Source organism: Pseudochelatococcus sp., from assembly GCF_050946405.1.
Taxonomy (GTDB): domain Bacteria; phylum Pseudomonadota; class Alphaproteobacteria; order Rhizobiales; family Beijerinckiaceae; genus Pseudochelatococcus.
Map to the genome: position 1 here is coordinate 22,331 of NZ_JBMNUS010000008.1, position 13,070 is coordinate 35,400.

General features: G+C 65.9%; 11 protein-coding genes. All 11 read right to left on the reverse strand.

What is annotated here, in order from left to right; all coding sequences use genetic code 11:
- Positions 1 to 2 precede the first annotated feature (2 nt).
- Positions 3 to 467 carry a 3-hydroxyacyl-ACP dehydratase FabZ gene (fabZ, locus tag ACOYJQ_RS12660; protein ID WP_433458897.1) on the reverse strand — a complete coding sequence of 155 codons (465 nt, stop codon included), beginning with the start codon at positions 465 to 467 and terminating at the stop codon, positions 3 to 5.
- A gap of 137 nt (positions 468 to 604) precedes the next feature.
- Positions 605 to 1,687, reverse strand: coding sequence for a UDP-3-O-(3-hydroxymyristoyl)glucosamine N-acyltransferase (lpxD, locus tag ACOYJQ_RS12665; protein ID WP_433458899.1), 1,083 nt, complete (start codon positions 1,685 to 1,687; stop codon positions 605 to 607).
- 81 nt (positions 1,688 to 1,768) lie between these two features.
- A complete protein-coding gene (gene bamA / locus ACOYJQ_RS12670; protein ID WP_433458900.1) occupies positions 1,769 to 4,108 on the reverse strand; it encodes an outer membrane protein assembly factor BamA in 2,340 nt (779 codons plus the stop codon).
- Between the two features lie 161 nt (positions 4,109 to 4,269).
- Positions 4,270 to 5,430, reverse strand: coding sequence for an RIP metalloprotease RseP (gene rseP / locus ACOYJQ_RS12675; protein ID WP_433458901.1), 1,161 nt, complete (start codon positions 5,428 to 5,430; stop codon positions 4,270 to 4,272).
- Between the two features lie 139 nt (positions 5,431 to 5,569).
- Entirely contained in the window at positions 5,570 to 6,754 is a 1,185-nt protein-coding gene (gene dxr, locus ACOYJQ_RS12680; protein WP_433458902.1) for a 1-deoxy-D-xylulose-5-phosphate reductoisomerase, read from the reverse strand.
- 132 nt (positions 6,755 to 6,886) lie between these two features.
- Positions 6,887 to 7,825, reverse strand: a complete 939-nt coding sequence (locus tag ACOYJQ_RS12685) for a phosphatidate cytidylyltransferase (RefSeq protein ID WP_433458904.1) — start codon at positions 7,823 to 7,825, stop codon at positions 6,887 to 6,889.
- 315 nt (positions 7,826 to 8,140) lie between these two features.
- Positions 8,141 to 8,938: an isoprenyl transferase gene (locus ACOYJQ_RS12690; RefSeq protein ID WP_433458906.1), complete on the reverse strand. Its 798-nt coding sequence runs from the start codon at positions 8,936 to 8,938 to the stop codon at positions 8,141 to 8,143.
- A 237-nt stretch (positions 8,939 to 9,175) separates the two neighbouring features.
- Entirely contained in the window at positions 9,176 to 9,733 is a 558-nt protein-coding gene (gene frr, locus ACOYJQ_RS12695) for a ribosome recycling factor (RefSeq protein WP_433458907.1), read from the reverse strand.
- A gap of 306 nt (positions 9,734 to 10,039) precedes the next feature.
- A complete protein-coding gene (pyrH, locus tag ACOYJQ_RS12700) occupies positions 10,040 to 10,747 on the reverse strand; it encodes a UMP kinase (protein ID WP_433458908.1) in 708 nt (235 codons plus the stop codon).
- A 151-nt stretch (positions 10,748 to 10,898) separates the two neighbouring features.
- Complete coding sequence (gene tsf, locus ACOYJQ_RS12705) at positions 10,899 to 11,819, reverse strand: translation elongation factor Ts (RefSeq protein ID WP_433458909.1); 921 nt, start codon at positions 11,817 to 11,819, stop codon at positions 10,899 to 10,901.
- Positions 11,820 to 11,936: 117 nt separating this feature from the next.
- Positions 11,937 to 12,941: a 30S ribosomal protein S2 gene (locus ACOYJQ_RS12710; protein WP_433458911.1), complete on the reverse strand. Its 1,005-nt coding sequence runs from the start codon at positions 12,939 to 12,941 to the stop codon at positions 11,937 to 11,939.
- Positions 12,942 to 13,070 lie beyond the last annotated feature (129 nt).

The window sequence follows — 13,070 nt, forward strand, 5'->3', positions numbered from 1 at the left end:
GCTCACTCGATCACGAGCATGGCGGCAAGCTCCGCCTCGCACACCAGCGTGCCGTTTACCCGCGCTTCTCCGCGATACCACCACATGTTGCGGCGGTTGGCGAGCTTCTTCATATGATAGTGAACGACGTCGCCGGGCTCGACAGGCTTGCGGAACTTCACCTTGTCGATGGTCATGAAATAGACTTCCTTCGGGCGGGCCTTTTCGGCAAGCTTCGAGGCGACGCAGATCGCGCCCGCCGTCTGCGCCATGCCCTCGATCATGTAGACGCCGGGGAACAGCGGCCGCGAGGGAAAATGCCCCTGGAAATGCGGTTCGTTGTAGGTGACGTTCTTGACGCCGATGCAGCTTTCGTCGCCGTTCATGTCGATGATCCGGTCGATCAGCAGGAACGGATAGCGATGCGGCAGGTAGCTCAATATCTGAAGGATATCGGCGGTATTCAGGTTCGACGGCACGTCGGTCATGTAGGCTACGCTCCATGGATCCGGTTCGCCCGAATCGGGCCGGATCGTGGTTTCGATATTGGCGCTTCCGGCCCCTCCCGGCGGTCGGACGACCTTATCCGACCGGGACCGCCTCGCCGGGAAACGGCTGAAAGGCGTCAGGACGGCTTGCCGTCGTCATCCGCCGTCTTCTGCGGGCGATTCGCGTGGCGGCCGGCGACCGCGAGCTTGAGCCAGGCGACTTCGCGCATCCAGTCCTTGACCGGCTTTGCGGGCGTGCCGCCCCATACGGCGCCGGGCGGGATGTTGGTGGTGATGCCGCTGCCCGCCGCCACCTGCGCGCCGCTGCCGATGTGGGCATGGCCGACAATGCCGGATTGCCCGCCCATGACGACGAAGTCGCCGAGCGTCGTGCTGCCTGAAATGCCGACATGCGACACGATCACGCAATGGCGGCCGATGACGACGTTATGGCCGATCTGCACGAGGTTATCGATCTTCGTTCCCTCGCCGATGATGGTGTCGCGGCTGGCGCCCCGGTCGATCGTGGTGTTGGCACCGATCTCCACGTCGTCCTGGATGATGACGCGCCCGACCTGCGGCACCTTCAGGTGGCCCCGCCCGCTCATGGCGAAGCCGAAGCCGTCCTGTCCGATGCTCGCGCCCGGATGGACGATCACGCGGTTCCCGAGCAGCGCATGCGTCACCACCGCGCCCGCGCCGATGGCGCAGTCCCGCCCGATGCGCACGCCCGCCCCGATCACGGCGTTGGCGCCGATCAGCGTGCCGCTGCCGATCTCCGCGCCCGGCCCCACCACCGCGCCGGGATCGACGGCCACGCCGCTTTCCAGCCGCGCCTCCGTGTGCACCACCGCGCCCGGCGAAACGCCGGAGGCCGAGAACAGCGGTTGCGGGCGCACCGCCGTCGGATAAAGGCGCGCCAGAACCTGCGCGAACACCCGGTAGGGCTCGCGCGTGACAAGGGCCGCGGTTCCCGCCGGCACCCGCTCGGCGAAGCGCGGCGAGACGAGGCATGCGCCGGCGGCCGTCGCCGCGAGTGCGTCGCCATAGCGGGGGTTGTCCATATAGGCGAGATCACCCGGCCCCGCCGTATCCAGCGGAGCGACGGACGCGAAAACACGCGCGCCGTCACTGCCGTCCGGCACCGGTATCCCCGCCAATGCGGCTATTTCACCGAGAGATACGGGAACGCCGCCGGAAAAGAAAACTGGATCGCTCATGGCTGCCCGTGTCGCAAAAAAAACGGGACGGCGCAAGGCCGTCCCGCCACTCTTTTCGATAGCCGCGGAAACCGCGCAAGATCAGAAGTTCGTGCCGCCCGAGAAGCGGAAGGCCTGCGTCTGGTCGCCCGTGACCTTGGAGAGGACGAAGGCGTAGTCGAAGCGCAGCGGCCCGAGCGGCGAGGCCCACAGAAGGCTGACACCCACCGACGAACGGATCTTCTTGTCGTCCTGCACGTTGACGCAGGTCGGCTGGCGGCTGGACGAGTAGCCGGGGAAGCCCGCGCAGTTCGTGGGCACGCCGAGGCTCGCCGAGAAGTCCTTCTGGCCTTCGTAGCCGAACAGCGTACCGGCGTCGGCGAACACCGCGCCCTTCAGGCCCACTTCGCGCGGCAGGCCGAAGATCGGGAACTGCACCTCGAGCGTGCCGCCGAAATAGGTCGTGCCGCCAAGCGCGTTGTTCTGGAAGTCGCCCGACATGTCGCGCGGACCGATACCCGACGGCGCGAAACCGCGCACCAGCGACGGACCGAGGAAGTAGTTGTCGACGATGCGCAGATCCTTGCCGCCGAAGGAGCGGATATGACCGCCCTGCACGCGGACGAAGCCGACGACTTCATCGAACAGCTCGCGATAGTAGCGCGCATCGACCGAGGCGCGGATGAAGCGCGAGTCGCCGCCAAGGCCCGCGACCTCGGGCTTGAACTCGGCGTAAAGGCCCGACGTCGGATTGCGGGTGTTGTCGAGCGTGTTGTAGGTGAGCGTCGCGCCGACCAGCGACGTGAGCGTGGTGCCCGCCGCTTCCTTGATGGCCAGCGACGCCTCGCCGTCCCACGTACAATTCGGGTAGAGCGCGCTGCCGTCGGGATTGAGCAGCGTATAGGCGGGCAGCGGCGCCGAGCAGTCGCCGTAGGGATCTTCCCAGGTGTTGGGCACCTTGATGCGCGACTCGTAAAGCGAATAACGCAGCGTCAGCGTCGTCGCCTCGTCGATCGGCAGGCCGAGGCGAAGCTGGCCGCCCGTCACGCGGTCCTCGTAGCGGGAGTAGCGGCTGTTGTCCGTGAACTTGGAAAACACGTCGAAGCCGAACGCCATGCGCTGGCCGAGGAAGTACGGCTCCGTGAACGAGAAGTCCACGCCCTGCGCATACTGGCCCCACGAACCGGCAAGCCGCACGAACTGGCCGCGGCCGAGGAAGTTCGATTCGGAGACTGCCACCTCGCCGATGAAGCCGTCCGAGGTCGAGTAACCGCCGGAGATCGAGAACTGGCCGGTGGACTGATCCTCGACATCCACGTTGACGATGACGCGATCGGGCGTCGATCCCGGCTCGCTCGTGATGCGGACCGACTTGAAGAAGCCGAGGTTGTTGAGGCGTCGTTCGGCCCTGTCGATCAGCACCTTGTTGTAGGCGTCGCCTTCGCCGATATCGAACTCGCGGCGCACGACGTGGTCGCGCGTGCGGCTGTTGCCGCGCACGTTGATTCGCTCGATGTAGAGATGCGGACCCTCATCGACCACGTATTGAAGCGAGACGGTGCCGTCTTCCTGGTTGCGGATGCCGGTGGGGCGCACCTGCACGAAGGGGTTGCCCTCGCCGCTGATCTCGTTGGTGATCCGCTCGAGCGACTTTTCCACCGCCTCGACGTCGTAGACGTCGCCCGCGCGCGTGCGCACCAGCGGCTGAAGCTGCTCGGTGGGGGCGCCGGGAACGCGCGAATCGACGCTGACGTCGCTGATGCGATACCGCTGCCCCTCGGACAGGTTGAAGGTGACGATGTAGCCGCCGCGCTGCTCGTCGAACACGACGTCGGTCGAGAGGATCTGGAAATCGGCGTAGCCGTTGCGCAGGTAATAGCGCCGGATCGTGTCCTCGTCGGCCCCGATGCGCGCCGGATCGTAGACGTCCGAGGTCTTCAGCCACGACAGGAAGTTCGATTCCGTCGTCGACATGAGATTGCGCAGCTTATAGGACGAGTAGGCGTTGTTGCCGACGAAATTGATCTCCTTCACGCCGGTCTTGTCGCCTTCGTCGACGGTGAAGATCACGTCGACGGAACCGTTCGGCAGCGTCACCGTGCGGGTGGAGACCGAGGCGAGCGAGCGGCCCGACTGCCGGTAGGCGTCGCGGATGCGCTCGACGTCGGCGTTGATGGTCGCCTGATTGTAAGTGTTGTTCGCCTGAATGGTGACGACGCTGCCGAGCTGATCCTTGTTCAGCTTCTTGTTGCCTTCGAACACCACCCGGTTGATGCGTTCGCCCTGAGCCGCGCGGGGCTGCCCCTGCGCGACGCCCGCCTGCGCGGCGCCTGCCTGCGCATTCGCCTGACCCACCGGTCCGACGGTCATCACAAGCGCGAGAAGGCAGGTCGATACCCCCGTCAGCGCCGCATACCGGCTGTTGGTCGTATTCCGCGTCATCAGGTGCCGCCCTTCACTTGCACTCACTTACGAGCCAGCCCGCATGCCGGCGTATGGAAGTCCTATGACTAAACGCTTCTACAGATAAAGTACGTCCATGCAAACGACGGTCTCGTCCGGGAGTCGATTTCCCGCACAGCCGTTGCCTTCAGGTCACGCCCTCACCCGCCGGCGCCGAAAAGACCGCCGATATGGGAGAGATCGTTCCACGTCACGAACAGCATCAATATCACGACAAGCGCCAGGCCGATGCGGAAGCCGAACTCCTGAGCCTGTTCGCTCAGGGGCCTGCCACGCACCGCCTCAATAGCATAGAACAACAGATGCCCGCCATCCAGCATCGGAATCGGAACGAGGTTAATCAATCCAATAGAAACCGACAGCAGCGCGGCGAGGTTGAGCAGTCCCCCCAGTCCGCCGAGGCGCGCAACCCTGCCGGAAACCTCGGCGATACGGATCGGCCCCGAGAGCTGTTCTGTCGATTCCTTGCCCGTGATCACGCGGCCGAGATAATGATACGTCTGCGTCACCACCTGCCAGGTGTCGCTCAGGCCCACGCCCACCGCCGCGGTGAGGCCGTAGCGCTCCGTGCGCCAGTTCTCGGGGCTGTTGGCCGCCTGGATGCCCAGCACGCCGATGCGCTGCGCGCCAAGCGGCGACGTCACCTCGCGCAGATCCGGCACCGCGACCAGCGACGCCTCGACGCCGCCGCGGTCGACGCGCACGGTCAGGCTCTCGCCGGCGTTCATGCCGACGATTCGCTGCATGTCGGCGAAGCTCTCGATGGCGACGTCATCGATGGAGAGCACGAGATCGCCCGGCTGGAAACCCGCCCGCTCCGCCGCGCTGCCGGTTTGCACGGTTTCGATGCGCGGCAGCAGGATCTGCCGGCCGTTGAAATACGCCATGGCGGCGAAGATCGCGATCGCGAGCAGGAAGTTGGCGAAAGGCCCGGCGGCGACGATGGCGGCTCTCTGTCCGACCGGCTTGTGAAAGATGCTGCCCTGCCGCTCCTCGGCGGACATCGCCTTCACGGCGTCGAAATCGGGAGCGCTGGCCGCATTGGCGTCTCCCTCGAATTTCACGTAGCCCCCGAGCGGAATGGCCGATACCCGCCAGCGCGTGCCCTTGCGGTCATACCAACCGAACAGCTCCGTGCCGAAGCCGATCGAGAAAGCGCGCACCTTCACCCCGCACCAGCGTGCGACGATGAAATGGCCGTATTCGTGAACGAACACGACAAGCGTGAGCACGAACAGAAATGCCAGAATGGTTCCGGCCAGCGCAACCGCCGCCCCGCCAACGCCCCCCAGAAGTTCCATACTCTCCCTTTCTCAGGTCGCGACGGTCGCCGCAATTGCCCGCAACGTTCAAGCACTCTTGCGGCGACGCCGAATCGCCCCGCGGTCACGATATCATTCTCGTCCTGCGCCGCACGCCCTGCCGAACGGCCGGATCGCCTCAGGCGACCGCCATGCCCCGCGTCACCTGCGCATGCGTCCAGGCGCGGGCTTCCTCATCGAGCGCCAGCGCCTCCGGGACGCTGTCGGGCGCGTGGCTCACCCGGCCCGCGAACGCCTCGCAGGCATCCCGCACCAGCGCCGCGATGCGGCCAAAGCCGATCCGGCGCGACAAAAACGCTCCCACCGCCACCTCGTTGGCGGCATTGAGAACCGTCGGCATGCCCCCGCCCTCCGCCAGCGCCTCGAAAGCGAGCCCGAGGGCCGGAAAGCGCGCGAGATCCGGTGGCTCGAAATCGAGCCTGCCGAATGCGGCGAGGTCAAGGCGCGGCAGGGTTGTATTGAGGCGTCCGGGAAGACCGAGACAATGGGCGGCGGGAATACGCATGTCCGGCGCCGCGAGGCCCGCCACCACGGAGCCGTCGCGGAAGCCGACAAGGCCATGCACGGCCTGCTGCGGATGAACGAGCACCCGCAGGCGCGCACCGTCCACGCCGAACAGATGGTGCGCCTCGATCAGTTCCAGCCCCTTGTTCATCATGGAGGCGGAATCGATGGAGATCTTCGCGCCCATCGAATAATTGGGATGCCGAAGCGCCTCTTCCGGCGTCGCCGCGGCGATGGCCTCCGCCGCCCACTTCCTGAACGGGCCGCCGGAGGCGGTGAGAACAAGCTCCTCGATATCCTCGGAGCATGCGTCGCCCATGGCCTGCCACAACGCGTTATGTTCCGAATCGAGCGGCAGGATGCCGACGCCGGCCGCGCGCGCGTCGCGCATGAAGGCATCGCCCGCGCTCACCAGCGTTTCCTTGTTGGCGAGGGCGATCCGCCGGCCCGGCCGGATGGCGCGATGCGTGACGCGCAGGCCCGCCGTTCCCGCAATCGCCGCCACCACCAGGTCGGCGTCGCGGTCGACCGCCTCGTCGATCGCCGCTTCGCCCGCGCCGCTGGCGGCATCGGCGCCGGCGTCCGCCAGCGCTCGCGCGAGCGTCTCGGCCTTCTGCGGATTGGCGACCGCCACGAAACGCGCCCCCGTGCGCCGCGCCACGGAAGCCAGCGCGCATACGTCGCTGCCCGCCGACACGATCGCCTCGACATGAAAGCGATCGGGATGGCGCAGGATCACGTCCACGACGGCGCTGCCCACGGAGCCCGTGGCGCCCAGCAGAACAATGCGCGTAGTCATGAATACTCCCCGATCCTCGTGCGGACATGCAGGCGGCATACGGCGCCTCCCGCCATCTTCCGGCCGCGCCGGCACGGCTCATCGATAGGGCATGACAATTGGCGAGGAAACATGATTTCCACCATCGGAGGTTCAGGAAGGCGCGAAAACGCCTGCGGCAAGCCCGATTGCCACCAGAAGACAAATCGCGGCGAAGCCGTCCAGCCGATCCATGAACCCGCCGTGACCGGGAATGAGACGGCCCGAATCCTTGACGCCGGCCCGGCGCTTGATGGCCGATTCGGCGAGGTCGCCCGCCTGCCCCGCCAGCGACGCCAGCGCCGATATCGCAGCGATCGTCGCCCCGTCCCACGCGGTCGCGGCTCCCGCCGTCGCAGCGACATGGGCGACCAGCCAGCCCATGAAGGTGCCGGCCAGCGTGCCGCCGACGCATCCCGCCCAGGTCTTGTTGGGGCTGACGCGCGGCCAGAGGCGCGGCCCGCCGATCGCCCGGCCCGAAAAATAGGCGGCGATATCCGTCGTCCAGGTCACGGCGAACATCCAGGCGATCAACGCCGACCCGATGCCTGGTACGGCCCGCGCGAGGACCGGCGTCAGGCCGATCAGCGCGCCGACGGCGATGCCGGTCAGCGCCCACGCGGCAAGAGAGATGACGGCCGCCCCGCGCGCGACGAGGACGCACCAGCCGAGCGCAACCGCCATGACCATGGCCGTGCCGACGAACGCGCCCGGAAGCATGTCGAGAAACAGGAGGAGCGGCAGCGCCCCGGTGCCTGCGGAAATCAGCAGGCGCGCGACGAAGGGAAACCCGCCGACCGGCGAGACGCCGCCGTTCCTATTCGCCCGCACGGCGGTCAGACCGAGACCGAGCCATTCGAAAACGATCACGCCGGAGGCCAGCGACCACAGAACCGCGAACGGCCATCCGCCATGCCAGGTCGCCGCGATCGCCGCCGCCGCCAGCACGAGCGCGGAAGCGACCCGCGCCGCAAGCTCCGTGAGGCGCGCATCTTTCCCGGCGCCGCCGGAGGAATCGGATGAGCCCGCGCCGGGCGGGCGGAAACGGTTCATTCCTGACCCACCGCTGCATCAAACCGGAAAACGCATGCCGTTTTCTGAACAGATTCGATGTAAAAACAACTGATTGGAGCAAATTTCCGATTCATACTCAACGCATTTTGCTCTGGAGTGCCTTCCGATCGAATGGAATCACTCGATCGATCAGAATGCGCTCGAAATTAACAACCTAGAGCATGCCGTCGTTTCCGGTTAACAGCGACATGCTCCGGAGCGCCGGACATTCACGTCGAATCGTGCCGTTGCTCGATCCACTTGTTTACGCACCCCGTTTTTCTGGAAGTGCGCACACTATTCGGCTTCACGCTTTCAGACGTCCTCGTCGATGACGGCATCGGCGCCGACGCTGCCGAAACGCCGCTCGCGGCGGCGAAACTCCGCGATCGCGGCTTCCAGCGCGGCGCGGTCGAAATCCGGCCAGTAGATCGGCATGAAGACGAGTTCCGCATAGGCCGCCTGCCACAACAGGAAATTCGACAGGCGCTGCTCGCCCGAAGTGCGGATCAGCAGATCGGGATCGGGGATTCCCACCGTATCGAGATGCGCGCCGAGCATATCCTCGGTGATGTCGTCGGGCGCGATCTCGCCCTGCTGCGCTTGCCGCGCCAATGCGCGCGCCGCACGGGCCAACTCCTGCCGGCCGCCGTAATTGAAGGCCACGATCAGCGTGAGTCCGGTGCAGCCGACGGTGCGTGCCTGCGCCTCGTCGAGCAGCGCCACGACGTCGTCGGGCAAGCCCGCCCTGTCGCCGATGATGCGCACGCGCACGTTATTGCGCGCCAGATCGGCCAGATCGCGGCGGATGAACAGTTTCAACAGGCCCATCAGCTCGGCGATCTCCGCCGCCGGCCGCCGCCAGTTTTCCGACGAGAAACTGTAAATGGTCAGGTAGCGGATATCCAGCTCGATCGCGGCCCGCACGGTGCGCCTCACCGCCTCGACGCCGCTGTGGTGCCCCCTGTAGCGCGGCAAGCCGCGCGCCTGCGCCCACCGGCCGTTGCCGTCCATGATGATCGCGACATGCGCGGGAGATTCCGCGGCAGGTGTCCCGACCGCCTGACGAGCGTCGTCCGTCGCCGCCTCGTCTCCCACGGGTGCGCGTTTCATGCCCCCTCCGGCTTTCCCCCCCATGCGGGGTATCGTGATCAATCGATCCATCTCCGTCTGTAGACCGTGTAGCGCGAAAACGCGCGCCGCGCAGCATGCGACGCGCCCTGTTTCACGCTTTGCAGATTCGATCAGGCTCCGGCTTGCCATCCGGCGCCGGGACAAAGCCGTTCAACGGGGTGTTTCCATTCGCATCGGTGCGCGTTTCGGCCGGCCGGTTTCCCGGCCGATCGCAACTTACACTTGCAGGATTTCCTTTTCCTTCGTGGCCACCGTCTGATCGATTTCGACGATGGTCTGATCGGTCGCCTTCTGGACCTGATCGGCGTGCCGGGCCGATTCGTCCTCGCTCAAACCGTCCTTCTCCAGCTTCTTGAGCGTGTCGAGGCCGTCGCGCCGCACATGGCGAACCGCGACGCGCGCCTCTTCGGCATACTTGTTCGCGACCTTCACCATTTCCTTGCGGCGCTGTTCATTCATCTCGGGGATGCGCAGCCGGATGACCTGGCCCTCGGTCTGCGGGTTGAGGCCGAGATCCGATTCGCGGATCGCTTTTTCCACCGCGCCCACGACGCTGCGGTCCCACACCTGCACGCTGAGAAGCCGGGGCTCCGGCACGCTGACCGTGGCGAGCTGGCTGATCGGCGTCGGCGTGCCGTAGGCATCGACGGTGATCGGGTCGAGAATGCCCGGTGAGGCGCGCCCTGTCCGCAGGCTGCCGAGATCGTGCCGCAAAGCCGCGACGGCGCCCTGCATGCGCCGCTTGATATCGTCGAGATCAAAAGTACCAGCCATAAAAACGCCCTTCTCTTACCCGTACCGCATCCTTCGCCGCATCGCCGATCATCGCGGGCCATCGGGCGACGAAGGGCCTCTAAAGCGTTTTCAAGCAAAGCGGATAGCGCTTTGCGTGAAGAAAACGCGCTAAATCAATAAGGTAAAGCATTTTGGTGTTTCAACGAAAAACCGAAATGCATTAGAGGCTTTCCGCGTTTCGTTGAAACGCAAAAATCCTCTCACTTTTTGATTTTGAGCGAATTCTGATCGATTAAATGATTCCATTCAATCGGAACGCGCTCCAGTCCGTTCATTCAAGTCCGTTCACGGAGTGACGAGAGTGGACCGCCCCGTACCGGACAATGCCGCGCCGATCGCGCTAGCATCCAAAACGGAAAACACCACCACCGTCAATCCCGCTTCGCGCGCCAGGGCGAACGCGGTGGTATCCATCACCTTCAGATCCCGGTTGATGGCCTCGTCGTGGGTCAGGTGATCGTAGCGCGTCGCGTCGGGATATTTCTTCGGATCGGCCGTATAGACGCCGTCCACGTTCGTGCCCTTCAGCAGCGCATGGCATGACAGTTCCGCCGCGCGCAGCGCCGCGCCCGTGTCCGTCGTGAAATACGGGTTGCCCGTGCCGCCGCCCATCACCACGACCTTGCCGTGCGCCAGATGGTCGAGCGCGCGTTTGCGGGCATAACTCTCGCACAGCGACGGCATGGGCACCGCGGACATCGCGCGCGCGGGCACGCCGGCCGCGTCGATGGCATGTTCGAGCGCCAGCGCATTCATGACGGTGCCCAGCATGCCGATGGAATCGGCCGTCGGGCGATCGAGCCCCTTGCTGAGCCCCTGCACGCCGCGAAAGAAGTTGCCGCCGCCGACGACGATCGCGATCTCGTGCCCCGCATGCGCGGCTGAGGCGATGTCCGAGGCGATGCTCGTCAACGTCTCGCCGTGCAGCCCCGATCCGCCCGGCCCTGCCAGAGCCTCCCCGGACAGTTTGATCAACACCCGCTTGAAACGCATTCCGTCTCTCCTGTGATCAACCTGCGCATCGCTCCGCGCAACCGCGACGGGCCGCAGGGGGATGAGCAACATCTGCCGTGCGGGGAGAACAGCGCCGAACGACGTTTCCCGCCTCAAAAAAAAGGCGGCGCCAGGCGCCGCCCTTCGAAACTCAGGCCGCGCCCGCCGCGGCCGCCACCTCACTGGCGAAATCCGTTTCTTCTTTTTCAACCCCGTCGCCGAGGCCGTAGCGGATGAAGCCGACCAGCCTGACGGGTGCGCCGATCTTGCCTTCGGATTCCTTGACGGCCTGCGAGACCGACTTCGAGGTGTCGTGAATGAAGGGTTGCTCAAGCAGCGTCACTTCCTTGAAGTAGCTCTTGAGGCCGCTTTCCGCGATCTTCTCGAGGACGTGGGCGGGCTTGCCGGCGTTCTTCTCCAGCAGGATCGCCTTCTCGCGGGCGATGGTTTCCTCCGGGACGCCGGCGGCATCGAGCGCGACGGGGTTGGTCGCCGCGACATGCATGGCGATCTGGCGCGCGAGCGCGTTCAGTTCATCCTTGTCGCCGGTCGATTCCAGCCCGACCAGCACGCCGATGCGGCCGAGCCCCTCGCCCGCGGCGTTGTGCAGGTAAGCCGCCACGACGCCTTCCGACACCGAGAGCCCGTCGACGCGACGCAGCGCGATGTTTTCGCCGATGGTCGCGATGGCGGCGGTGATCGCCTCGCTCACCGTGCCGCCCTGCGGGAACGGCGCCGCGCCCACAGCGGCGGCGTCGCCGCCCACCTTCAGCGCCACGTCGGCGACCGTGCGGGCAAGTGCCTGGAACTGGTCGTTGCGGGCGACGAAATCCGTCTCCGCGTTCAGCTCGATCACGACGCCCTTCGTGCCTTCGACGGCGACGGCCACCAGCCCTTCCGCCGCCACGCGGCCGGACTTCTTGGCGGCGCGCGCCAGCCCCTTGGCGCGCAGCCAGTCGATCGCGGCCTCGATATCCCCTTCGGTTTCGGTCAGTGCATTCTTGCAGTCCAGCATGCCCGCACCGGATTTTTCGCGGAGCTCTTTCACCAGAGCAGCGGTGATGTTCGCCATAGTGTCCTCTCGGGGTTGTCACTCGTCACTGACATGGCCGGCCCGACGCCCCCGAAGAGGCGCCGGGCCAGTCGATCAACATCTTCAGTCTCCGGCTCCGGTCAGCCGGAACGGTTTTCAGATCTCGACGGCGTCGAGACGGGCGCGGGCCTGATCGATCCAGCCTTCGCGCTCGATACGACCGCCGAGCTTCAGCTCTGCGTCGATCGTGGCCACATCGGCCGGCGTCAGAGCCGCAAGCTGCCAGAAATGGAAGATGCCCGCTTCGTTGAGCTTCTTCTCCAGCTCCGGGCCGACGCCCGGCAGGGCCGAAAGCTCATCCGGCGCGCCGCGCGGCGCCACCAGACGCTCGAAGGCGCTCGCGGCGGTCTCGGCCGACAGATCCTCCGGGAAAGGCTCGTCGGAAGCGCCGATATCGACGCCGAAATCGCCCTGACCGCGCGAGATGCCGTCGATCACGGCGCGTGCGACGAGATCGCAATACAGATTGATGGCGCGGCCGGCGTCGTCGTTCGCCGGCACGGGGTAGTTGATCCCGTCGGGATCGCTGTTGGTGTCGACGATCGCGACGACCGGAATGCCCAGGCGCTGGGCTTCCTTGATGGCGAGCTGCTCCTTGTTCGTGTCGATGACGAACAGCAGGTCGGGCGTGCCGCCCATGTCCTTGATGCCGCCCAGCGCGCGCTCAAGCTTCTCGCGCTCGCGCGCCAGCATCAGGCGCTCCTTCTTCGTGAGGCCGACCGCCCCGCCCGCGATGATCTCGTCCACCTTGCGCAGCCGCTGGATGGAGCCGGAAATCGTCTTCCAGTTGGTCAGCATGCCGCCGAGCCAGCGGGAGTTCACATAATACTGCGCGGAACGGCGCGCGGCATCCGCCACCGATTCGGCCGCCTGACGCTTCGTGCCGACGAACAGCACGCGGCCGCCGGCGGCCACGGTGTCGGAGATCGCCTGCAACGCGCGATAGAGCGCGGGGACCGTCTGGGCGAGATCGATGATGTGGATGTTGCTGCGCGTGCCGAAGATGTAAGGTTCCATCTTCGGGTTCCAGCGGTGGGCCTGGTGGCCAAAGTGAGCGCCTGCCTCAAGCAGCTCGCGCATCGAAAATTCAGGAAGTGCCATGATACTCGTCTCCGGTTCAAGCCTCCGCGGGGCTCCGGCCGGACAACCCGGCCACCGGAAGCCAAAGAGCCCGCCCCGCGTGTGGAATGGCGCGGCTTATAGTATCTGCGCCTGACAAATGCAAGTCAT